The organism is Streptomyces qinglanensis (assembly GCF_900111245.1).
In the GTDB taxonomy this organism is placed as follows: Bacteria; Actinomycetota; Actinomycetes; order Streptomycetales; family Streptomycetaceae; genus Streptomyces; species Streptomyces qinglanensis.
The window spans coordinates 38,777-60,865 of sequence record NZ_FOGO01000021.1 but is presented as its reverse complement, the minus strand read 5'-3'; the positions used below and the strand labels follow the sequence as shown (position 1 = coordinate 60,865).

The window sequence follows — 22,089 nt, the reverse complement described above, 5'->3', positions numbered from 1 at the left end:
GCGGCGGCGCCTGGCGCGGCAGAGTCGGAGCGTGGCAGCGAAAGCGGTACGACAGTGGGAGCGGCGGCTGTTGTGCGCTCTGGGCGACTGCGCGGCCGACGCCCGCGTGGCCGGCGCCGCCCGCGCGCTGTCCTGGAGCGGGGAGCACGCGGCCGTCTGGCTGCTGGTCGGACTCGCCGGCGCCGCCACGGACCGTACGCAGCGGGAGCGCTGGCTCCGGGGCACCGGGCTCGTGGGTGCCGCGCATCTGGCCAGCATGGGGATCAAGCGGGTCGTGCGCCGCCCGCGCCCCGAGCCGGCGGGCCGCGCCCCGCTCGTACGGACGGCCGGGCGGCACTCCTTCCCCAGTTCGCACGCCGCCTCCTCCGGTGCTGCGGCGCTGGCCCTGGGCGGACTGCGGCTGGGGACGCCGCTGGCCGCGCTGGCCGCGCTGATCTGCGTCTCCCGGCTGGTCGCCGGTGTGCACTACCCCTCGGACGTGGTGGCGGGCGCGGCGCTGGGCGCGCTGGTCGTCCGGCTGGGTGCGGCCGCCCGGCCGGAGGGTGCACCGTCGCAGGTCGTGCCCGGCCCCGCTGCGGCAGCGCGGAACGCGGAGGGGGCGCGGAACGCGGAGGGGGCGGTCGGATGACCGAACGCTCCACGCTGGCCGGCTCCCCCGGGCACCGGTCCGCCGGGGCCGCGGGTCCCGGCGCCGAGCAGACCGCCGGGCAGACGGCGGAGCCGGCAGCCGAGCAGAGCGCGGGACCGACCGCGGGACCGACCGCGGGACCGGCTTCCGAGCCGCGCCTCGCCGTTCGCGCCGCCCCGGCCACCGGGCGGCCGACCGGGTTCGCCGGGACCCTCCCCGGCGGACTGCTGCTGACCGTACGGCCCCGCCAGTGGGTGAAGAACCTCCTCGTCCTCGCGGCGCCCGCCGCCGCCGGGGAGCTGGCAGCGGTGCACACGGTCCTCGCGCTCGCCCTCGTCTTCGCCCTGTTCACCGCGGCAGCGGCGGCCGTCTACCTGCTCAACGACGCCCGCGACGCGGAGGCCGACCGGGCCCACCCCGACAAGTGCCGCCGCCCCGTCGCGGCCGGAACCGTGCCGGTGCCCCTCGCCTACGCCCTCGGCACCGTCCTCGCCCTGGCCTCCACCACGGCCGCCGCGCTGCTGTGCAACACCGGGACCGCGGCGCTGCTCGCGGGCTACGTGGTCATGCAGATCGCCTACTGCCTGCGGCTCAAGCGCGTCCTGGTGGTCGACCTGGCCGTGGTGACCGCCGGGTTCGTGATGCGCGCGATGTCCGGTGGGCTGGCGCTCGGTATTCCGCTCTCCCGCTGGTTCCTGATCACCGCCGGGTTCGGCGCCCTGTTCATGGTGGCGGGCAAGCGCTACTCGGAGGCGCTGCTGATGGGCGAGGGCGAGGGGGGCACCCGGGCACTGCTGCGCGAGTACACCGTCGGCTACCTGCGCTTCGTCTGGCAGCTCGCCGCCGGAGCCGCAGTGCTCGCCTACTGCCTGTGGGCGCTGGAGGACGGCACCGGCGCCGGGGCCACACTGTGCCGGCAGCTCTCCATGGTGCCGCTGATCCTGGCGGTGCTGCGGTACGCCGTCTTCACCGACCGCGGTGCGTCCGGCTCCCCCGAGGACGTCCTGCTGCGCGACCGTCCGCTGGCGGTCACCGCACTGTGCTGGGCCGCGCTGTACGGGCTGTCGGTCGCGGGGATGTAGACCGTGCGCGTCCGCGAGCTCCGGAGCCGTGCGCGTCGGCGCGCCCGGAACCGGGTGTGTCCTGGCGGTCCGGAGCCGTGCGCGTCGGCGAGGCCGGAGCCGTGCGCGTCCGAGGGGCCGGGGGGCGGAGGGGCCGCGCCGTGAGGGCGCGGAGCGCCCCCGCCTCCCGGCTGCCGCCGCGGCTCCGCGCCTTCTGCGCGGAGCTCGCCGGGTTCGCCGCCGTCGGTGTCTTCGCCTTCCTCGCCGACCTCGGCGGCTTCCTCTGGCTGCGCGGCCCTGTCGGGATGGATCCGATGTACGCCAAGGCCCTGTCCTTCGTGGCGGGCGTCGCCGTCGCCTACACCGGCAACGCGCTGGGCCCCTACCGGCTGCGCGGCCGCCGGGTGACCGGAGGCTGGCGGAGGTTCGGCGTCTTCGTCCTGGTCAACGCGGCGGGCGGGGCCGTGCAGCTCGGCTGCCTCGGTGTCTCCCGGCAGGTGTTGGGACTGACCTCCACCCTCGCCGACGTCGTCTCCGGCGCCGGAGTGGGTCTGGTGCTGGGGACCGCCGTCCGCTTCTGGGGGACGCGCACCCTGGTCTTCTCCGGCATGCGGGGACCAGCCCGGGTGACCGGGCACGCCGGGACCGCCGCGTCCGGCCGGTCCGCTGCCTCCGGCCGGTCCGCCGCCGCCGGCCGGTCCGCCGCCGCCGTGCCCGAGGGTGCGTCCGGCACGGACGGCGCGTCGGCCACGTGGGAGCGGTCGCGGATCGACGGCGGGGCGGGGGCCGGGTGACGGGCAGACGGCCGCCCCGGAGATCCGCCCGTCGCCGGGCGCACTGTGCCTGCGCCGGGCCCGATGCGCCTGTGCCGATGCGCCTTCGCCGGGCGCACGCGCCTACGCCGGGCCCGATGCGCCTGTGCCGATGCGCCTTCGCCGGGCGCACGCGCCTACGCCGGGCCCGATGCGGCTCCCGGAGCCACCTGGCGGGCCGCCCGCTCCATCGCGCTGGCCAGCAGCGCCAGATCGGTCGGCCCGTTGCCCAGCTCCCGCACCTGGCGGCGCGCGGGCGGATCCCCGGCGCGCGCCCAGTCCAACGGCACCACCGTGGGCCGCAGTGTCGCCGTCCGGGGGATCCGGCCGGTGACCCGGCCCGCCTGGAAGGCGACCGGCACTCCGCCGACCACGGTGCCCTCCGGGCCCCGGCGCTGACGCAGCGTCAGCGTGCCCCGGCCGCGCGGGGTGCCCTCCGCGCCGCGTTCGCCGCCGGTCAGCTCCACGTGCAGCGCCGCCGTACGGGCCGGTGCCGTGTGCACCGTCCGGTCGGCGCGGCCGGTCGCCGCGATCACATGCACGCCGAGCCGGCTCCCCGCCCGGGCCACCGCCTCCAGCGCCCGGACCACCGAACCGGCCGCGGGGCGGCCGGGGTTGCCCAGCGCCGGGTCGACCAGCGTGTCGAAGTCGTCCACCAGCACCACGAGCCGGGGCGGCACGCCGCCGGGGCCCAGCGGGGAGGGCGAGGTCAGCGAGGGCGCCGCGGCGTCGCCGTCCTGCCCCTCGGCATACCGGGAATCGCTGCGGGACGCCGCAGCACGGGGCCCTTCGGCGCGGGATCCTTCCGTACGGGACGCCTCGGCCCGGGCTGCCTCGGCGCGGGATGCCGCCTCCGTACCCGGTTCCGCGTCCGCGGGGAGCCGGTCCCCGGGCCGCGGGTCGGTGCGCCGCAGCCGGAGCGTGCGCCGGGTGCCGTCCGGCTCGGGCTCCGGGGCTCCGCCGGTGCCGGCCTGGCCGGACCGGTCGCCCGGGTCCGGCCGCCGGGCCGCCCCGCCCTCGGCCGCGGAGAGCGCCCCGACGGGCTCGTCAGGTGCTCCGGCCTGCTGCGGCAGCGCCTCCAGCCCTCCGCCGCCTCCGGCTCCGGGCCTTCCGCCGCCCTGGGCTCCGCTCCCGCCTGCGGCGCGGTCCTCCGGGGCTCCGCCGCCGTGCCCCCGGGGCCGCTGGGCGGCCACGGCAGCCCGCTCCTCGGGCGCCCGGGCGGGGGCCGGGACCTGCACGTCCTCCCCGGCCCGCGGCTCGGCGGCCGCCTCCCGTACCGGTCCCCGCTCCGGCGCCTGCCGCGGCGCCACCACCCGTCCGGAGGGGCGGGCGGCCGACCGCACATACTCCTCGAAGCTGCTCTCGTCACCGATCAGCTCGGCCCGCCGCTTCAGCTCGGCGCTCAGCGACTGCGCGAACTGCCGCATCCGCACCGGGTCGCCCGCCGTCAGCCGCGCGGTGGTGTGCGGCAGTTCCTCGCACACCCGCAGCCCGTCCCCGGCGTCCGCACCCGCGCCGTCCACCAGCACCAGCGCGAGCCGGTCCGGGCGTTCCCCGGCGGCGAGGGAGGCCGCCAGCGAGCGGAGCAGTTCGGTCTTGCCGGATCCGGGGCCGCCGCTGACGAAGGCGTGCCCCGGCAGGGCGCGGCCCGCTCCGCCGGAGTCGCCCTCGGGGACGGCGGGTGCCATCCCGGCGGGCAGCGCCGACAGGTCCGAGAGGTCGGCCTCCAGCGGTCCGTGCGGACCGGCACCGAACACCAGCGGGACCCGGCCCGTGACGGCGGCCCGCTCCGACCAGCGGGCGAGCAGCGCGGCCGGGGTCGCCCGGGCCAGCCCCAGCTCCTCCAGCAGCCGGCACTGCTCCGGCAGGGTCACGGTCGGGGCCGCCGAGGTGTCGGCCCCCGTGCCCTCCGGTTCCCGCAGCGGGGCCAGCGCCCGGGCGAACCGCTCGGCCCACGCCGCCGACACCGCGTCCACGGTGGCCACGGGCCCGCCCGGCGCCCCCGGGGCGCCTCCCGCCGCGGCCGGTCCGGGCCTGTCCTGCGGTTCCCCGCCGGGAGCCGCGGCTTCTCCGCGGAGCGCAGCTTCTCCGCCGGGAGCCGCAGGCGCCGCCCCGGCAGGAGCCGGGTCCCGGCCGCCGTCCTGCCGCTTCTGTCCGCGCGCCGGGGCGCTGTGTCCGTCCCGGGGAGCGTGTGCGTCCCGGGGAGCGTATGCGTCCTGTCCGCCGTTCCGCCCGTCGTCCCGTGCGGCCTGCCCGTCCCGGCCGCCGGTCCGTCCGGTCCGATCGGCCGGTCCGTCCGGACTCTCCGGGGTGCCGTGCGGTGCGGCCCGGCGGGCGGGGTGCAGGACCTTGACCGCCGTGGCGACGTCGCCGCTCAGCAGCGCCACCGTGCCGCACTCGGCGAACCCGGGGCAGGCGTCGTTCGCCGCTTCGAGGGTCGCGGTCAGGGGCGAGGACGGACTGGCGGGCGGCGTCTCGGCCAGGCAGAGCAGATGGATACCCGCGGCCGGGCCCTCCCGCGCCAGCCGGGCCGCGCACGCGCGCAGCTCCGCGGATCCGGGGTCGCCGTCCACCACCACGACCGCGGCGGGGCCGCGGGCGCCCGCGCGGCGGGGGGCCGAGCCCTGGGCCTCCAGCCGCCGTACCAGCTCCGCGGTGCGCGCGGCCGCCTGGTCGTGGTCGTAGGCCGTCAGCAGCCCGCAGTCCTGGCCGTGCGCCGGACGCAGATGGGGCAGCCAGCCGAGCCACGCCCACTCCTGCTGCCGCTCCCGGGCGCTGCGCGCCGGGTCGGCCGACAGCAGGACGACCTCCAGTGCGCTGGGCCCGTGCAGGGCCGTCAACTGCGCGAGCACGGACCGTGCCAGTCCGGCCAGCCGCGCCCGTGGTCCCGCCAGCCCGAGCGCGCCCGCCCGGCGCAGGTCGGCGGTGACCGCATCGCCGTGCCCGCCGCTGCGGTGCGCGATGCCGAGCCGCACCGTCAGCGCGTCCGGATGGTCCGGGCCCCGCTCCCACAGCCGAGGGCCCGGGCCCAGGGCGCTCAGCAGCACCGAGGCCGGGTCCGGCCAGCGCTTCGCACTGCCGGGCGGCGTGGACAGGCTGTCGGCTGCGGCCTCCTGACGGTTCCCGAAGCCCTCGGCCGGGTGCGCCGCGTAGCCGCTCGCGGTGCCGGAGCCGTAGCGCGTCGGCCCGTGCGGGTCCGGGTCGGGGTGCCGCGATCCGCCGCCGGGCGCCGCGCCGGGCCCGGCGGGCTCCGCGCGGGCCGTGAGGCGCCGTGCCCAGGCACTCAGTCCCCGGCTTCTGCGGGCCGCGGCCTCCCCGCCGTCCGCCGCCGGTCGGGCGGCACCGGCATCGGGGCCGCCGGGTGGTACGAGGCCCGCGCTGTGCGTCATGCCGGCCCCGGGGAAGGGGCCGCCGGACGCCGGTGCGTAGGAGTGCGCGGAGCGGCCCGGGCCGTCTCCCGTACCCCAGTGCTCGGTCCCTCGGCCGGAGCCCTCGCGGGGACCGGGCACGTCGCCGGATGCGGCCGTCCCCGCGCCCGCGCCCGTGCCCGTCCCCGTGCCCGGTCCGGCGGCGGCGCCGACCCCGGCGGGCCGCTCGGGGGCGAGGGGGGCGAGGCGGAGCCGTCCCTCGCCGTCCGGCGCCGTGGGCAGGGCCAGCGGCGCGTCTTGGCCGGACGCGGACGGATCCGCCCCGGCGGCGTCCGCGTGCGGGCCGGTGCGGGCGGCGGCCTCCAGCCGGACGGTCGTCTCGCCGATGCGCAGCGTGGCGCCGGGGCGCAGCAGGACGGGCTGCCGGCCGACCGGAGCGCCGTCGACCGTGGTGCCGTTGGTGGAGCCGAGGTCGGTGACGGTGACCGTGCCGCCGTCGGTCACGGTGACGGCGCAGTGCAGCCGGGAGACGTCGGGGTCGTCCAGCGGGACGTCGGCCTCCGCGGAGCGCCCGAGGTGGACCGTGCCGCCCTGCAGCAGGTGGATGCCGCCCGCGTCGGGGCCGCCGGTGACGTGCAGCCGGGCTCGGGCCGAGCCGTACGCCGTCAGTGCCGTGACGGCGGCGCCGTGCGCGGGGAGCGCGGCAGGAGCGACGGGGGCGTGCAGAGAGATGAGCGCGCCGTCCAGCAGCGGGGGCTCGCCGATGATCTGGCGGTGCGGGTCGAGCCGCCGGGTCCCGGCGTAGACGACCACCGGCTCCTGCGCGGCCTCCTCCTGGCCCGCCGCCTCACCCCCGGAGGGTCCGGAACCCCCGGACGGGCCGGACGCGGAGGGCGCGGCGGCCAGCGCTGCCGCGGCCGAGGTCGCCAGCGCGCTGGTCACCGCCGAGAGCACGGTGCCCGCCGGTGCCGTGACCAGTACGTTCGCCTGTCCGGCCGGCTGGGCCGGGTGGGGCTGCGCCGACTGCGGCCGGGTGGCGGGGTGTGCGGCCGGTCCCGTGCGGCCCCCGCCCGCGTCCGCCGTGCCGCGCGCGCCACGTGGCGCCGGCGCGACAGTCAGCCGGATCTGCATCTGCGCCTCCAGGTCCCGTCCGCGCCGCGCGCTCGGCGGGCAGCCCACCCACCGCGCTCACGCGCCGGCACATCGTCCGTACCACTGCATGCATACTCGCACCCGCGACCGACAGCGGAGCCGGTCCTGGCCATCCGCCTGATTCTGCCGCGCTGATGATCTTGACCGGGCGACGGCGCCGCCGCAACCATCGCCACCCCGCGTGCGTCTTCCGGGGGAGTCGTCCGGCCAGGCGTGCCCACCGGGCACTGGCTCGTGTCCGGTGCGGTGCGCCGGCACGCGCGTGCCCGGGAGCGGGTGCGGGCCTCGGCGCCGCCTTGCGCGGCGGCACTATTGTGGGCGGGATTGCAGAACGAGACCAGGGAGCGCATGACGTGCGGCCGGTAGGCAGCAAGTACCTGCTCGAAGAGCCGCTGGGGCGCGGCGCCACGGGCACCGTCTGGCGGGCCCGCCAGCGCGAGACGGCGGGCTCGGAGGCGGCGGTGGCCGGGCAGCCCGGCGAGACCGTCGCGATCAAGGTCCTCAAGGAGGAGCTGGCCAACGACCCCGACGTGGTGATGCGCTTCCTGCGGGAGCGCTCCGTGCTGCTGCGGCTGACGCACCACAACATCGTCAGAACCCGCGACCTCGTGGTCGAAGGCGATCTGCTGGCGCTCGTGATGGACCTCGTCGAGGGCCCCGACCTGCATCGCTACCTGCGGGAGAACGGCCCGTTCTCGCCCATCGCCGCCTGCCTGGTCACCGCACAGGTGGCCGACGCACTGGCCGCCAGCCACGCCGACGGCGTCGTGCACCGGGACCTGAAGCCCGCGAACGTCCTGCTCACCGAGGACGGGAACGGCATGCGCCCGATGCTCACCGACTTCGGCATCGCCCGGCTCGCCGACTCGCCCGGGCTGACCCGCACCCAGGAGTTCGTCGGCACCCCTGCCTACGTCGCGCCGGAGTCGGCCGAGGGTCGCCCGCAGACCTCGGCGGTGGACGTCTACGGCGCGGGCATCCTGCTGTACGAGCTGGTCAGCGGCTATCCGCCGTTCAGCGGGGACAGCGCCCTCGCCGTCCTGCACCAGCATCTGGCGCAGGAGCCCGAGCGCCCCGCGAACCTCCCCGACCCGCTGTGGACGGTCATCGAGCACTGCCTGCGCAAGAACCCCGACGAGCGGCCCAGCGCGGAGAACCTGGCGCGCGGCCTGCGCGCCGTCGCGGGCGGCATCGGCGCCCAGGCCACGCCGCAGGCCGCCGGTGCCGCGCTCGGGGTGGCCGCGCTGCTGGCGCCGGACCCCGCGCCCGCACCCGTTCCGGGTTCCGCGCCCGGCGCCCCGGCGGGGGGTGGCGGGCAGTACGATCCCGCGGCGCAGACCGACGTGCTGCCGCAGACCGGCGGCCCGCACGGCGCACCCGGCCCGTACGACCCGTCGGCCGAGACCAATGTGCTGCCGCAGACCGGCAGTCCGCAGGGCGGTTACGGCCAGGGCGGCCAAGGGGGTCAGGGCGGCAGTGCCGACTCCACCCGGGTCATGCCGCCGGTTCCGGGCGGTCCGCCGCAGGGCGGAGCTCCGCAGCAGGACGGCCCCCACCCGTGGGAGAGCCAGTTGCGCGCGGCCCGGGACCGCAACGAGCAGACCCAGTTCCAGCCGCTCGACCCCAGCATGGATCCGCTGCGCCGCCGTCCCCAGCGGCAGGCCCCGCCGCCGCCTCCCGGCCGCCAGGACTACGGGCAGCAGTACGGCCGGCAGGGGCAGTACGGCCAGTACGGGCAGCAGCCGCCCGCGCAACAGCCCCCGCAGCGCTACGAGCCGCAGCCGCCCAGGGGCCGGGAGCCCCGGCCGCAGCGGGATCCGCGGCAAGGGGGGCCGCCGCGCGAGCCCCGGCAGCGCCGCGAGCCCCGGCAGCGCAGCGCCAACCCCATGCGCATCCCGGGGCTGGGCTGCCTCAAGGGGTGCCTGTTCCTCATCGTCATCCTCGTGGTGGCCGGAGTGCTGATCTGGAACCTGACGGATGCTCCGCAGTGGTGGGCCGACGGCAAGAGTTTCTGGGAGTCCACGAAGGACGTGTTCCGCGAGATCGGGGACTTCTTCGACAAGGTCAACAACTGAGGGTCCGGTCCGCCCGACAGCCGAACCGGAATCCCGGGGCGCCGGACCCGAGCACCGGCGACCATGGGGATTTGTCGACACCTGAAGGGGGATTTCCCCCACAGAAGTGACAGTTACCGGCATCCGGGGCTCCCAACCCGGGCCCCGCCGCGTAGCTTTGTCGCCATGGCACGGAAGATCGGCAGTCGCTACACGGCACACCGCATCCTCGGCCGCGGCAGCGCCGGAACAGTGTGGCTCGGTGACGGACCGGAGGGTCCCGTCGCCATCAAGTTGCTGCGTGAGGACCTCGCCTCCGACCAGGACCTGGTCGAGCGGTTCGTGCAGGAGCGCAGTGCGCTGCTGTGCCTCGACCATCCGCGCGTCGTCGGCGTGCGCGACCTGGTGGTGGACGGCAACGAACTGGCCCTGGTCATGGACCTGGTGCGGGGGACCGATCTGCGCACCCGCCTGGAGCGGGACCGCCGACTGGCACCCGCCGCTGCGGTCGCCGTCGCCGCCGACGTGGCCGACGCGCTGGCCGCCGCGCACGCCGCCGGGCTGGTGCACCGGGACGTGAAGCCGGAGAACGTGCTGCTCGACGCGCTGGCGCTGGAAGGGCCCGGCGGAGCGCCGCCCGCGCTGCTGACCGACTTCGGCGTCGCCAAGCTCATCGACTCGCCCAGCCGCACCCGCGCCACCTCGATCATCGGCACCCCCGACTACCTGGCGCCGGAGATCGTCGAGGGGCTGCCGCCGCGTGCCGCCGTCGACATCTACGCGCTGGCGACCGTCGTCTACGAACTGCTGGCGGGCTTCACGCCGTTCGGCGGCGGCCACCCCGGTGCGGTGCTGCGCAGACATGTGACCGAGACCGTGGCGCCGCTGCCCGGCATCCCGGACGAGCTGTGGCAGCTCGTCCACCAGTGCCTCGCCAAGGCGCCCGCCTCCCGGCTGCGTGCCGCGGAGCTGGCGGCCCGGCTGCGCGAGCTGCTGCCGGCCCTGGAGGGGCTGCCGCCGCTCGACATCGACGAGCAGGGCGACGAATTCGGAGAGTACGGCGAGTACGGCGAGTACGGCGAGCCCGACGAGTACGGGGGCGACGACGCCTACTCCGACCGCTCACCGGGCGCGGACCGTGCGGGCGGTGCCGGTGGGGCGGCGCGCGACCGGCGTGCCGATCCCGGCGTGGTCGCCGCCGCGGGCGGGGGCGCCGTGCCCCTCGTCCACTCGCGGGTCGGTCCCGACGCGAACCGGGACACCCACACGAGCATGCGGGTGCCCGGCGAGGACGAGCTGGCCGGCGGGGCGCACGGCACGGCACGCACACCCCGCGCCGCGGGTGAGGCGCGCGCCGGATCCGCGCGGCACCGGACCGCCGTGCGGCGCCGACGGCTGAAAATAGGCGCTGTCGCCGCGCTGGCCGCCGTGGCCCTCGCGGTGGGCGGCTGGCTGGCCACCGCCGAGGAGGACACCGGCTCGTTGCGGGCCCCCGCGTCCGGGTACTCGACGGAGTGACCGGAGGCCCGTGCGGCGGTCCGGATGCGGAGCGCGGCGGCGCGTAGCAGCCTGGACGTGCCGGATCGGCGCGCCGCCCGCACCGGCCGCACCGGCCGCGCCGGGCGCACCGACTCGGTGCGGTGGGCCGTACCGGCCGTACCGGGCAGGGTGGAAGGAGGTGCCGCATGGAGGACCTCGCGGGCGCTCCGACGCTGCGCAGCGCGGGCGAGATCGCCCGGGCCCGGCAGGCGCTGCTCTCCCGGCACGCCCATGTGCTGGAGCCGGCGGCCGTCTCCCGCTGCGTGGGAGCCGATGCGGCCGACTGGCGGCGGTTCGGCCTGCACTGGGAGGACCTGGCGCCGGACGGTCACGCCGCGTGGGACGCCACGCACCGCCTGCGCCGCTACGGGCACTTCTCGCTGGACCGCACCGGTGCGCTGCGCCCGACGCCGCACCCGGCCTTCGCACAACCCGGGGACACCGGTCCCCTCCCTCTCGGGGACGACGGCCACATCGAGCCGCTGACCGACGTCTTCGCGGCCGACCCGCTCTTCAAGGCGCTGGTGCGGATGCTGGGCCGGATCGCGAGCTGTCTGCAGGACGCCGAGGTGTGGAGCGTCCGGGTGCATCCGATCCGGGTGGTCGCCTCGGCCGACCGGACCGTGCTGCCCGTTCCCGAGGGGCGGCACCGTGCCGGGGCGACGCTGGTGAGCTCCCTGCTGGTCGGCCGGCAGAACGCCGTCGGCGGGCAGCACACCGTCTACGCGCCCGACGGCACCCGGCTGCTGACCGCCACCCTGCACGAGCCGGGCAGCCTGCTGCTCGGCGACGACCGGGCCACCCTGCACGAGGTGGGTGCCGTCCGACCCGCGGAGACCACCGGGCCCGCGCGCCGGGACGTCCTGGTGACCACGCTGACGGCACACCACAGCGCGGAGCGTGACGCCCAAGTGGGCTAGGGCTGGGGTGGCGGCTTGCGGTTAGGGTGGGGAGCGTGGCAGTCGTCGATGTATCCGAAGAGCTGAAGTCCCTCTCCTCCACCATGGAGTCGATCGAGGCCGTCCTTGACCTGGGCAAAATGCGGTCAGACATCGCCGCGCTCGAGGAGCAGGCGGCGGCCCCGGACCTGTGGGACGACGTCGAGAACGCGCAGAAGCTGACCAGTCGGCTCTCCTACCTCCAGGGGCAGCTGCGCAGAGTCGAGGAGCTGCGGGGGCGTATCGACGACGTCGGGGTGCTCTTCGAGCTGGCCGAGAGCGAGGACGACGCGGACGCCCGCGCCGAGGCGGAGAACGAGCTGGCTGCGGTCCGCAAGACGGTGGACGAGCTGGAGGTCCGCACGCTGCTGTCCGGCGAGTACGACCCGCGTGAGGCGGTCGTCAGCGTCCGGGCCGAGGCGGGCGGTGTGGACGCCGCCGACTTCGCCGAGCAGCTGATGCGGATGTACCTGCGCTGGGCCGAGCGCCGTGACTACCCCACCGAGGTGTTCGACATCTCCTACGCGGAGGAGGCGGGCATCAAGTCCGCGACCTTCACGGTGAAGGCGCCGTACGCCTACGGCACGCTCTCGGTGGAGCAGGGCACCCACCGGATGGTGCGCATCTCGCCGTTCGACAACCAGGGCCGCCGCCAGACCTCGTTCGCCGGGGTCGAGGTGCTTCCGGTCGTGGAGCAGGTGGACCACATCGACATCCCGGAGAACGAGCTGCGGATCGATGTCTTCCGTTCCTCGGGCCCCGGTGGCCAGTCGGTGAACACCACGGACTCCGCGGTGCGCATGACGCACCTGCCGACCGGGATCGTCGTCTCCTGCCAGAACGAGAAGTCCCAGATCCAGAACCGCGCCGCTGCCATGCGCGTCATGCAGGCGCGACTGCTCGCCCACCGCCGCCAGGAGGAGCAGGCCAAGATGGACGCGCTCAAGGGCGACGGCGGCAACTCCTGGGGCAGCCAGATGCGTTCGTACGTCCTGCACCCGTATCAGATGGTCAAGGACCTGCGCACGGAGTACGAGGTGGGCAATCCGCAGGGCGTGCTCGACGGCGACATCGACAGCTTCCTGGAGGCCGGTATCCGCTGGCGCAAGCAGCAGGAACAGACCCAGAGCTGACGCCGCGTCAGGCCAGGTCGGGCAGGCGTCGGCCCTGTTCGACGGATCTTCGCTTGACGCGCATATGTGGGCTGGGGAAAGCTGTTGGCTCGGCATGCCTGTGTCAGGAGCGCACGGACGGGGCGAGAGAGCCCCGGTGAATACGGCGGCAGTCCGGGTGGGGGTACGACATCGCCTCGACATCGCCTCGACGGCAAACCCGGTGCGGATCGCGCTCCACGCGCAGCGGCCCCATCCACGAGTACAGCTACTGGGGGTAGTTGGAACATGAGCAAATCGAAGACGCGGCTGCGGGTCGCGCGGATCGCCGCAGCGGCCGTGTTCGCCGCGGGCGCCTCGCTGACCGCCGCAGGTGCCGCGCAGGCCGCCGATGTGTCGGACAACGGTGACTCCGGCGGCATCCTCGGCGGCATTTTCGGCGGTGGCGACAGCGACGGCGGCGGTGACAGCGGCGGCGACAGCGGCGGCGACAACGGCATCGGCGGCGGCGACGGCGGCATCGGCGGTGACGACGGCGGCATCGGTGGCACCGTCATCGGCGGCAACGACGGTGGCAACGGCAACGCCGGTGGCAACGACGGTGGCAACGGCAACGCCGGTGGCAACGACGGCGGTGTCGCCGACGGCGGCAACGGCAATGACGGCGGCAACGCCAACGGCAACGCCGGTGGCAATGGCAACGACGGTGGCAACGGCAACGCCGGTGGCAACGGCAACGCCGGCGGCAACGACGGCGGCCACGCCAACAACGGTGGCAACGGCAACGGCGGTAGCGGCGGCAACGGCGGCGGCGAGCAGCCGGCGACCACCGGCGGTTCCGGCGGTGGCGGCGACGACACCTGCGACCTCGACGGTGACCAGGTGAAGTGCGAGGTCGGCACCAACCCGGACAGCGCGGGCAGCCAGCCGGTCCAGGACAGCAAGCCGGAGGCGCCGAAGGACGAGCTGGCCGAGACCGGTTCGGGTGAGACGACCTTCCTGCTGGTGGGCGCGGCGACGATGATCGCCGGTGGCGTCGGGTTCCGCCTGATGCCGCGGCTCGCCTCGCGGCGCACTGCCGCGTAAGGAGTCAGGCTCGCACCAGCGCGCCGGGGCGCGGAGGTCTCAGGACCACCGCAACCCGGCGCGTTTGGGCTTTCCGGAGCGTGTTTCCGGGGAGCTTCCCCGGTTCCGGGGCTTCTGCAATCCCCCGGGGGCCCGGCAGGCCGGCCTTTCCGCGCTCCCGCGGACCGCCCGCCCGGAGCCGAGGCGTACCGCACTGCGGCGCCGACCCGCCGACGGACGCTCCTCGATGTCTCGCGAGTCAGTCACCCGGCGGGACGGCGCTTGCGCACGGCGCGCGTCCGCAACGTCACGCCGTGGCTACGCGCTGTGCCACAAGTGCTACTGCTATCAGTGCCGCCAGCAGGGCGATCAGCGCCGCCGGGGACAGATGCGCCAGCGGGGCCTCCCGGTGCAGCCGTTCCCGGTGGGCGCGGCACACGGCACAGCGGCCCTCGTTCACGGGCCCCGCGCAGTTGGCACACACCAGTCGATCGCATGTCATGCGAACTCCTCCTCAGTCGCGCCAACGACACCCGTGAGTGATTCGTTCCCCAGGGGTGCTCGATTCCACTCTGCCAGGTGAGGCGGCTCCACGCAGAAACAGGCAGGTGGGGCGCGGGCGCGGAAGGTGGGCTCGGGTGCCGCGTGCGCGGCACGCCACGCTTCGCGTATGGTCGCCCACACCGCTCCCGGCTGACGCCGGAGGGCGTCCCAGGAGGCCGCACCGCGGTTTCCGTTGTCCCTACCCAGGTCGACGTGGTGTATCCGTGATCCGATTCGACAGCGTCTCCAAGTCCTATCCCAAGCAGAACCGCCCGGCGCTCCGCGATGTGTCGCTGGAGGTCGAGCGCGGCGAGTTCGTGTTCCTGGTGGGCTCCTCCGGTTCCGGCAAGTCCACCTTCCTGCGGCTGCTCCTGCGCGAGGAGCGGGCCAGCTCCGGCCAGGTGCATGTGCTCGGCAAGGACCTGGCGCGGCTGTCCAACTGGAAGGTGCCGCACATGCGGCGGCAGCTCGGCACGGTCTTCCAGGACTTCCGGCTGCTGGGCAACAAGACCGTCGGGGAGAACGTGGCCTTCGCGCTGGAGGTCATCGGCAAGTCGCGCGGCCAGATCCGCAAGACGGTCCCCGAGGTCCTCGATCTCGTCGGCCTGGGCGGCAAGGAGGAGCGGATGCCCGGCGAGCTGTCCGGCGGTGAGCAGCAGCGGGTCGCCATCGCGCGGGCCTTCGCCAACCGCCCGATGCTGCTGATCGCCGACGAGCCGACCGGCAACCTGGACCCGCAGACCTCCGTCGGCATCATGAAGCTGCTGGACCGGATCAACCGCACGGGCACCACCGTGGTGATGGCCACCCACGATCAGCAGATCGTCGACCAGATGCGCAAGCGCGTCATCGAACTCGAGACGGGCCGCCTCGTGCGCGACCAGTCGCGCGGTGTCTACGGATACCAGCACTGAGGCGACTGAGGCACCGGCACCAGCACTGAGGAAAGGACGCCATGCGCGCCCAGTTCGTCCTGTCGGAGATCGGCGTCGGTCTCCGCCGCAATCTCACGATGACCTTCGCGGTGATCGTCTCGGTCGCCCTGTCGCTCGCACTCGCGGGCGGCTCGCTGCTCGCCCAGGAGCAGGTGAGCACGATGAAGGGGTACTGGTTCGACAAGGTCCAGGTCTCGATCTACCTGTGCAACAAGAACGACGCCTCCTCGGACGACCCCAACTGCGCCAAGGGTGCGGTCACCCGGCAGCAGAAGAGCGAGATCAAGGCTGACCTGAAGAAGCTCGACGTCGTCGAGAAGGTCTACCACGAGTCCGCCGACCAGGCGTACAAGCTGTACAAGAAGCAGTTCAAGGACTCGCCGCTGGCCGCCTCGCTGACGCCGGACCAGATGCAGGAGTCCTACCGGGTCAAACTCAAGGACCCGACCAAGTACCAGGTGCTGCAGACCGCCTTCTCCGGCAGACAGGGAGTCCAGGAGGTACAGGACCAGCGCAAGACGCTGGAGCCGCTCTTCAACCTCCTCAACGGTATGAACATCGCGGCCCTGTGCGTGATGTCGCTGATGCTGGTGGTCGCGCTGCTGCTGATCGTCAACACCGTGCGGGTGTCGGCGTTCAGCAGGCGCCGGGAGACCGGGATCATGCGGCTGGTGGGCGCGTCCAGTTTCTACATCCAGATGCCGTTCATCCTGGAGGCCGCCATCGCGGGGCTGATCGGCGCCGGGTTCGCCTGTGTGCTGCTCGTCCTGGGCAAGTACCTCCTGATCAACAACTGGCTGCAGCAGAGGATCACCCTGATCGAGTTCATCGGCTGGGACGCGGTGGTCGCGGTGATGCCGCTGATCCTCGCGGTGGGGCTGCTGATGCCTGCCGTGGCAGCCTTCTTCACGTTGCGCAAGTACCTGAAGGTGTGACGCAGGCCGCGGGGTGCCGTGCGCCCAACCCCCCGTGAGGCGCCCCGCACTGGCCTACACTCCGGACCATGCCAGGCTCGTGGTTCCTCGACACGCGCCCGCGCCGGCCGCGGCGCGGGGCCCTGACGATGGTCTTCGCCGGTGTGCTGGCGACCGGAGCCGCCACCGGAGCGTTCGGCGGGGAGCTGGCCGCCTTCGGGTCGGCCGCTCCCGGCAGCACCGCGCACGGCGCGGGTCGCAGCGCACTCGGCGGCCCGGCCGACGCCAAGAGGGAGTCGGCGGGCTCCCGCGGCGCCCGCGAGCGGGCCGGAGGCGACGCGGCCGACGCCGTGGTCAGCCGCAGCGGCGACCGCTGGTCCGCCGCCTACTCGGCCCGCGAGTACGAGGGGCTGCGGCAGGCCCTCGACGGCTCCTACGTGGGGGTCGGCATCTCCGTGCGGCAGACCCGGGCCGGTGCCTCGCGCACCGACGGCACCGGGAGCGGCGCCGCGGACGGGGAGAGCGCCACCGACCGCGCGGCCGGGCGCCGGACCGGGCACGGTACCGCCGTACGGGTGGAGCGGGTGCAGCCCGGCAGCCCCGCCGACCGTGCCGGGATCCGGGCGGGCGACCGGCTGCATTCGGTGGCCGGCCGGCGCGTGACGGGCGAGCCGGTCACCGCCGTGGTGGCGCTGCTGCGCGGCTCCGACCCGGATTCCCCCGCCGACGCGGCCGACCCCGGTACCCGCGTCCGGCTCCACCTCACCCGCGCGGGCCGCGACCTGCACCGCACGCTGCAGCGGGAGCGGCTGACGACCGAGTCGGTGCGGGTGGACCGGATCGGCGGCGGCGTCACCCGGGTCGCGATCCGCTCCTTCACCCGGGGCTCGGGCGAACAGGTGCGCAAGGCGGTCCGCGACCGGGTGACGGAGACCGGGCCCGTCCTGCTGGACCTGCGGGGCAACTCCGGTGGCCTGGTCGACGAGGCGGTCACGGCGGCCGGGGCCTTCCTCGACGGCGGTCTCGTCGCCACCTACGACGACGACGGGACCGAGCACGCGCTGTACGCCGAGGACGACGCGGAGCATCCCGGTGACGTCGAGCGGCGCCCGCTGGTCGTCCTGGTCGACGGCGGGACGATGAGTGCGGCCGAGATGCTCACCGGTGCGCTGCAGGACCGGGGCCGCGCCGTCGTGGTCGGCTCGCGCACCTTCGGCAAGGGGTCGGTGCAGATGCCCCGGCCCCAGTCCGACGGCTCCGTCGCCGAGCTGACGGTCGGTCACTACACGACTCCGTCGGGTCGCGACGTGGAGGGGCGCGGCATCGCGCCCGACCTCTCCGTGCGCAGCAGGAGCGAGTCCATGGAGCGGGCCAGGACAGTATTGAGTGGCCTCGAGGCCCGGTCGTAGTGGGAGAATGGACCGGCTATGGCGAAGATGAAGACGACACGGACCAAGGCCAAGGCCCAGGGCAAGGACGACAAGGACGCCCGGAAGCTCATCGCGCAGAACAAGAAGGCGCGTCATGACTACCTCGTGCTGGACACGTACGAGTGCGGCATCGCCCTGACGGGCACCGAGGTCAAGTCGCTGCGGCAGGGCCGTGCCTCGCTCGTCGACGGCTTCGCCCAGATCGACGGCGGCGAGGTCTGGCTGCACAACGTGCACATCCCCGAGTACGCGCAGGGCACGTGGACCAACCATGCCGCCCGGCGCAAGCGGAAGCTGCTGCTCCACCGGGCCGAGATCGACAAGCTCACCGGCAAGCTCCAGGAGACCGGCTACACCCTGGTCCCCCTGCAGCTCTACTTCTACCGGGGCCGGGCCAAGGTGGAGATCGCCCTGGCCAAGGGCAAGAAGGAGTACGACAAGCGGCAGACACTGCGTGAGAAGCAGGACCGCCGCGAGACGGAGCGCGCCGTCTCGGCGGTCCGTCGCCGCCAGCGCGCGACCGTCTGAGGGCCGAGCCCCGGGCCGGGGCCGGGATCGCGGCCCCGGCCAGGTGGCGCCGAAATGGTTGGCATCGGCGCGGCCGGGTCACGTATCATGGCAGCAGCATGACGGCACCGCCCGCGAGGGCGGCTGTGCAGATTGTCAACTCAACACGGGGATGATCGGTTTCGACAGCGAACGTCGAAGCAGGGGAAGCGAGCCGAGGAACGCGGCAATGATCTCGTTAACCATGTGCCGCAAAAAAATAATCGCCAACACCAAGCGCGATTCCTTCGCCCTCGCTGCCTGAGCAGCGACCTGCGAAGTGTCAGCCCGGGGTAGTTCCCGCCCCGGTTCCTGGCATCAGCTAAGGGAACTCACCGCGTAGGTCCGGTCACGGGACCTACCGGGACATCGAACAGTGACTGGGCCCGTCGGAGACTTGTCCGCGTGATCTCCGGGGCCGAGAAAATCGCAGCGGACTGCGCTCGGAGAAGCCCTGTTTCCACTTCGTTGGACGCGGGTTCGATTCCCGCCATCTCCACGAAGGCGAAAGGCGAGGTGTGCCCACGGAAAGCGTGGGCCGCCTCGCCTTCGTCGTTTCTGCGCGGCTGTCGCCGCGGGTGCGGGGGCTTCGCCACCCGCGGCCCCCTTTTTTTCGCGGCGTGGGGGGTGCTCTGCGGGGTGTGGGGGCGGGGTGTGCCCACGGAATGCGTGGGCCGCCTCGCCTTCGTCGTTTCTGCGCGGCTGTCGCCGCGGGTGCGGGGGCTTCGCCACCCGCGGCCCCCTTTTTTCGCGGCGTGGGGGTGCCCCGCCGGGCGCGGGGGCCATGTCGGTCCGATTACCCGTGTTCGGTCTTTCCTTACGGCCCTGACCTGCTCTTTCCTCTCCTCCGGCAGCGTGCTGTGATGGGGGGATGCAACGGGTCGGGGTCATGGACAGCTTGCCCGCGCGGCTCTTCCTGCTCGCGTGCGAGGTGGAGAAGGAGCAGCTCAAGTGGGGCGACCAGCTCGGGTACGCGATACGGGCCGGCACCCTCGCGGAGCTGGAGGCGCGGGGCTGCATCGAGGACGACAGGGGCAAGGTCCGCGCCGTGGGCGGGCACCGCACGGGTGACCCCGTGCTCGACGGCGCACTCCGCGTCATCGCCGAGCATCCCCGCGCCCGCCGCTGGCACACCTGGGTGCAGCGCGAACGCCGCCAGACCTGCCTCGCCGTGGAGGAGCGGCTGGCCGACGCCGGGGTGATCCGGGTGGAGAACAGGGCGCTGCGCCGCAAGCGGATCACGGTGCGTGACCGGAGTGTGCCGGGAGCGTTGCGTGCGGAGGCCGTCGCGACGCTGACCGGCAGCGAGCCGGCGGCGCGGATCGAGCCGTCGCGGGCGGCGCTGGCCTCTTTCGCGGCGCTGGCCCGGCTCTGCCCGGAGCTGGGCTGGCGGGTGCGGCACCAGAACCGCCGCCGCCTCAAGGAGCTGACCGCGCGGGCGGGCGTGGCCGGGCCCGCGCTGAAGAAGGCGATGGACGCGCGGGCCGCGGCCAACAATGCGGGGGCCGCGGGGGGCTGATTCCGTCGCCCGCGGCACCTACTCTGGGCGCAGAGCCCTGCCCCGGTGCGCAGCAGGCCCGCGGAAGGAGTGCCGCATGGTCGTCCGCAGCACGGAACCGGCTCCGGAACCCCTGGGCCCCTCGTCGCTGACCTGGAAGTACTTCGGGGACTGGCGCGGGGTGCTGCTGGCGCCGTGGGCGGGGGCGATGCAGAACATGCACCCGCAGCTCGGCGCGGGGGTGGCCGAGCACTCCCGGTTCTTCGAGGAGCGCTGGCAGCGGCTGTTCCGTTCGCTGTACCCCATCGGGGGCGTGGTCTACGACGGGCCGCGCGCGGCGGCGACGGCGCGGCAGGTCCGCGGCTACCATCGCACCGTCCGGGGCACCGACGGCGCGGGCCGCCCGTACCACGCCCTCGACCCCGACACCTTCTACTGGGCGCACGCCACTTTCTTCGTCCTCACGCTGCTGGTCGCCGACCGGCTCGGTCCGGGCCTGACGGAGGCGGAGAAGCGGCAGTTGTTCGACGAGCATGTGCAGTGGTGGCGGCTGTACGGCATGAGCATGCGTCCCGTACCGCCCGACTGGGAGGCGTTCCAGGACTACTGGACGCGGATGGCCGAGGAGGTGCTGGAGGACAACCGGCCCACCCGCGACGTGCTGGATCTGCGGATGCTCGCGAAACCGCCCGCGCTGCGGCTGCTGCCGGACACGGTGTGGCGCCTGGTGCGGGGCCCGCAGGCGCGCGCCACGGTGTGGTTCACGGTCGGGTTCTTCCCGCCCGTGGTGCGCCGCCGGCTGGGCTACCGGTGGACCGACCGCGACGAGCGGCGGCTGCGCAGGATCGGACGGCTCGTGCACCACGGCTGGAAGCTGGTCCCGCCCTCGCGCCGCTACCACCCTCGGGCGCGCGCGGGCTGGGAGCGGGAACAGGGCCGCAGGCCCCGCGGCGTGCCGCCGGTGGAGACGCCGGTCCGCAATCTGCCGCCGCCCCAGGAGCGCGACCTGCCCCAGCACTATGTTCCCCCGGTGTGAGCGGTCACCCGGGTGCGGTGAGCGGAGACGGCCAGCAGGGTGGCGAGCGCTGCCGCCGCTGCCGCCGCCACCGGGGGGACGCCGTACGCCCAACCGGCGGAGCCGAGTGATTCCGCGGCCCGGCCCCCGGCAGCCGATCCGGCGGCGATCCCGCCGAGCAGCGCGGTGACGGCGAGTGTCATGCCTTCGTTGAGCCGCCCGGCGGGCGTGAGCCGCTGGACAACTGCCATACCGGTGACCATCGTCGGCGCCGTCGCCAGTCCCGCCACCAGGAGCGCCCCGGCCACTACGGGGAGGGGGGCCGTCAGCGCGGCGAGCAGCGGCAGGACCGTGAGTGCGGCCATGGCGGCGGTGCATCCGGCCAGTCGCCGCCGGTCGGAACGGGCGGGCGGCAGGCGGCCGAACGCGAGCCCGGCGAGGGCGGATCCGGCCGCCTGGCAGGCGAGGACGGCACCGCCCGCGGCCCGGTGCCCCTGGCCGTCCGCATAGGCGAGGGTGACCACCTCCAGCGCGCCGAACACGGCCCCGGTGGCGGCGAAGACGAGCAGCAGCGCGGGTGTCCCGGGCTGCCGCAGCGGTGCGGATCCGGCCCGGTTCCGCGTCCGGCCGGGCGGGGGTTCGGTCGAGTGCCGCCCCAGGAAGAGCAGCGTGCCGGTGAGCAGCAGCCCGCAGCCGGCCAGGGTGCCGGCCTCCGGGAAGAGCGCGGTGCACAGGAGGGTGGCGAGGATCGGCCCGAGCAGGAAGCACAGCTCGTCGGCGGCCTGTTCGAACGAGTTGGCGGTGTGCCGGGCGGCCGGGTCGCGGCGCAGCAGATGTGCCCAGCGGGCACGGGCCATGCCGCCGGTGTTGGGGGTGGTGGCGGTGGCGGCGTACGCGGCGAACAGGGTCCAGACCGGTGCCCGGGTGTGGACGCAGACCACGAGCGCCAGCGAGCCGAGCAGCGCGAGCAGGGTCGCGGGCAGGGCGGCCCGGGACTGTCCGTGGCGGTCGACGGCACGTGCCACGAGCGGTCCGGCCAGCGCGGTCGCCGCCAGGCCGGTGGCGGTGACGCTCCCGGCGAGTGCATACGAACCGTGCGCGTCCGCGATCATCAGCACGGCACTGACGGTGAACATGCCCATGGGCAGCCGGGCGAGGAGTCCGCCGAGGGTGAAGCCGACGGCGCCGGGGCGGGCGAACAGCCGTGCGTACGGGCCCGCCGGGCGCGGTACGGGGCTGTCGGAGGGAGCCGGACTGTCGGAGAGAGCCGGGCCGTCGCAGGGCGCCGGGCCGTGGGACGGTGCTGGGGGGTGCACGATCACCAGCGTGCTGCCGTGAACGGTGTACCGCGGCCGGGCCGGAGCGGGAGGCCGACGGGAGATCCGGGGGAGGGGCATGCGTCCAGCGTTGCCGCGGGCGGCCGGTGCGGTCCAACACCTGTTGGCGGCCCTTTCACACACCTGTGTTGTGGATCGCGAG

At 74.9% G+C, this 22,089-nt stretch carries 17 protein-coding genes and 1 other RNA gene; 15 read left to right on the top strand and 3 right to left on the bottom strand.

What is annotated here, in order from left to right:
- Positions 1-31: 31 nt before the first annotated feature.
- The 3 genes from BMX65_RS30420 to BMX65_RS34215 all read left to right on the top strand — a co-directional run bounded on the left by BMX65_RS30420 (position 32) and on the right by BMX65_RS34215 (position 2,483).
- Entirely contained in the window at positions 32-628 is a 597-nt protein-coding gene (locus BMX65_RS30420) for a phosphatase PAP2 family protein (RefSeq protein ID WP_420856844.1), read from the top strand.
- A complete protein-coding gene (locus BMX65_RS30415; RefSeq protein ID WP_079172153.1) occupies positions 625-1,710 on the top strand; it encodes a decaprenyl-phosphate phosphoribosyltransferase in 1,086 nt (361 codons plus the stop codon). The genes BMX65_RS30420 and BMX65_RS30415 overlap by 4 nt, the downstream gene beginning before the upstream one ends.
- 140 nt (positions 1,711-1,850) lie before the next feature.
- A complete protein-coding gene (locus BMX65_RS34215) occupies positions 1,851-2,483 on the top strand; it encodes a GtrA family protein (RefSeq protein ID WP_338068965.1) in 633 nt (210 codons plus the stop codon).
- A 155-nt stretch (positions 2,484-2,638) separates the two neighbouring features.
- On the opposite strand, the gene BMX65_RS33855 is transcribed toward BMX65_RS34215, so the two are convergent.
- A complete protein-coding gene (locus BMX65_RS33855) occupies positions 2,639-7,000 on the bottom strand; it encodes an FHA domain-containing protein (protein ID WP_079172152.1) in 4,362 nt (1,453 codons plus the stop codon).
- Positions 7,001-7,374: 374 nt separating this feature from the next.
- Between BMX65_RS33855 and BMX65_RS30390 the strand changes: the two genes are divergently transcribed.
- The 5 genes from BMX65_RS30390 to BMX65_RS30370 all read left to right on the top strand — a co-directional run bounded on the left by BMX65_RS30390 (position 7,375) and on the right by BMX65_RS30370 (position 13,750).
- The gene (locus BMX65_RS30390) at positions 7,375-9,096 is read left to right on the top strand and encodes a serine/threonine-protein kinase (protein WP_075003573.1); all 1,722 of its coding nucleotides are present in this window, start codon (positions 7,375-7,377) and stop codon (positions 9,094-9,096) included.
- 165 nt (positions 9,097-9,261) lie between these two features.
- Positions 9,262-10,593, top strand: a complete 1,332-nt coding sequence (locus BMX65_RS30385; protein ID WP_075003572.1) for a serine/threonine-protein kinase — start codon at positions 9,262-9,264, stop codon at positions 10,591-10,593.
- A gap of 167 nt (positions 10,594-10,760) precedes the next feature.
- Complete coding sequence (locus BMX65_RS30380; protein ID WP_075003571.1) at positions 10,761-11,534, top strand: 2OG-Fe dioxygenase family protein; 774 nt, start codon at positions 10,761-10,763, stop codon at positions 11,532-11,534.
- 35 nt (positions 11,535-11,569) lie between these two features.
- Positions 11,570-12,685 (top strand): peptide chain release factor 2, encoded by a 1,116-nt coding sequence (gene prfB / locus BMX65_RS30375; RefSeq protein WP_075003570.1) that lies wholly within the window; start codon positions 11,570-11,572, stop codon positions 12,683-12,685.
- A 267-nt stretch (positions 12,686-12,952) separates the two neighbouring features.
- Positions 12,953-13,750, top strand: coding sequence for a hypothetical protein (locus BMX65_RS30370; RefSeq protein WP_075003569.1), 798 nt, complete (start codon positions 12,953-12,955; stop codon positions 13,748-13,750).
- A gap of 286 nt (positions 13,751-14,036) precedes the next feature.
- Here BMX65_RS30370 and BMX65_RS30365 read toward each other — a convergent pair whose 3' ends face one another.
- A complete protein-coding gene (locus BMX65_RS30365) occupies positions 14,037-14,231 on the bottom strand; it encodes a hypothetical protein (RefSeq protein WP_075003568.1) in 195 nt (64 codons plus the stop codon).
- Positions 14,232-14,496: 265 nt separating this feature from the next.
- Here BMX65_RS30365 and ftsE point away from each other — a divergent pair, with 265 nt between their 5' ends.
- The 7 genes from ftsE to BMX65_RS30330 all read left to right on the top strand — a co-directional run bounded on the left by ftsE (position 14,497) and on the right by BMX65_RS30330 (position 20,631).
- Positions 14,497-15,186, top strand: a complete 690-nt coding sequence (gene ftsE / locus BMX65_RS30360) for a cell division ATP-binding protein FtsE (protein WP_075003567.1) — start codon at positions 14,497-14,499, stop codon at positions 15,184-15,186.
- A gap of 41 nt (positions 15,187-15,227) precedes the next feature.
- A complete protein-coding gene (ftsX, locus tag BMX65_RS30355) occupies positions 15,228-16,142 on the top strand; it encodes a permease-like cell division protein FtsX (protein WP_019354264.1) in 915 nt (304 codons plus the stop codon).
- Positions 16,143-16,210: 68 nt separating this feature from the next.
- On the top strand, positions 16,211-17,530 hold the full coding sequence (locus tag BMX65_RS30350; protein WP_075003566.1) for a S41 family peptidase: 1,320 nt from the start codon (positions 16,211-16,213) through the stop codon (positions 17,528-17,530).
- Between the two features lie 27 nt (positions 17,531-17,557).
- Positions 17,558-18,079: an SsrA-binding protein SmpB gene (gene smpB / locus BMX65_RS30345; protein WP_075003592.1), complete on the top strand. Its 522-nt coding sequence runs from the start codon at positions 17,558-17,560 to the stop codon at positions 18,077-18,079.
- A gap of 147 nt (positions 18,080-18,226) precedes the next feature.
- Positions 18,227-18,599: a transfer-messenger RNA gene (ssrA, locus tag BMX65_RS30340) on the top strand.
- Between the two features lie 387 nt (positions 18,600-18,986).
- Positions 18,987-19,616, top strand: coding sequence for a GOLPH3/VPS74 family protein (locus BMX65_RS30335; protein WP_075003565.1), 630 nt, complete (start codon positions 18,987-18,989; stop codon positions 19,614-19,616).
- Positions 19,617-19,692: 76 nt separating this feature from the next.
- Positions 19,693-20,631, top strand: coding sequence for an oxygenase MpaB family protein (locus tag BMX65_RS30330; RefSeq protein ID WP_075003564.1), 939 nt, complete (start codon positions 19,693-19,695; stop codon positions 20,629-20,631).
- Here BMX65_RS30330 and BMX65_RS30325 read toward each other — a convergent pair.
- Positions 20,613-22,007 carry an MFS transporter gene (locus BMX65_RS30325; RefSeq protein WP_107437625.1) on the bottom strand — a complete coding sequence of 465 codons (1,395 nt, stop codon included), beginning with the start codon at positions 22,005-22,007 and terminating at the stop codon, positions 20,613-20,615. The genes BMX65_RS30330 and BMX65_RS30325 overlap by 19 nt on opposite strands.
- Between the last annotated feature and the right edge of the window lie 82 nt (positions 22,008-22,089).

Bases quoted from the DNA above. Each gene is read 5' to 3' on its own strand.
- BMX65_RS30380 (WP_075003571.1), top strand. From the start codon at position 10,761: ATGGAGGACCTCGCGGGCGCTCCGACGCTGCGCAGCGCGGGCGAGATC.
- BMX65_RS30330 (WP_075003564.1), top strand. From the start codon at position 19,693: ATGGTCGTCCGCAGCACGGAACCGGCTCCGGAACCCCTGGGCCCCTCG.
- BMX65_RS30335 (WP_075003565.1), top strand. From the start codon at position 18,987: ATGGACAGCTTGCCCGCGCGGCTCTTCCTGCTCGCGTGCGAGGTGGAG.
- smpB (WP_075003592.1), top strand. From the start codon at position 17,558: ATGAAGACGACACGGACCAAGGCCAAGGCCCAGGGCAAGGACGACAAG.
- ftsX (WP_019354264.1), top strand. From the start codon at position 15,228: ATGCGCGCCCAGTTCGTCCTGTCGGAGATCGGCGTCGGTCTCCGCCGC.
- BMX65_RS30385 (WP_075003572.1), top strand. From the start codon at position 9,262: ATGGCACGGAAGATCGGCAGTCGCTACACGGCACACCGCATCCTCGGC.
- BMX65_RS30415 (WP_079172153.1), top strand. From the start codon at position 625: ATGACCGAACGCTCCACGCTGGCCGGCTCCCCCGGGCACCGGTCCGCC.
- BMX65_RS30350 (WP_075003566.1), top strand. From the start codon at position 16,211: ATGCCAGGCTCGTGGTTCCTCGACACGCGCCCGCGCCGGCCGCGGCGC.
- BMX65_RS30325 (WP_107437625.1), bottom strand. From the start codon at position 22,007: ATGCCCCTCCCCCGGATCTCCCGTCGGCCTCCCGCTCCGGCCCGGCCG.
- BMX65_RS30370 (WP_075003569.1), top strand. From the start codon at position 12,953: ATGAGCAAATCGAAGACGCGGCTGCGGGTCGCGCGGATCGCCGCAGCG.
- BMX65_RS33855 (WP_079172152.1), bottom strand. From the start codon at position 7,000: ATGCAGATCCGGCTGACTGTCGCGCCGGCGCCACGTGGCGCGCGCGGC.
- BMX65_RS30365 (WP_075003568.1), bottom strand. From the start codon at position 14,231: ATGACATGCGATCGACTGGTGTGTGCCAACTGCGCGGGGCCCGTGAAC.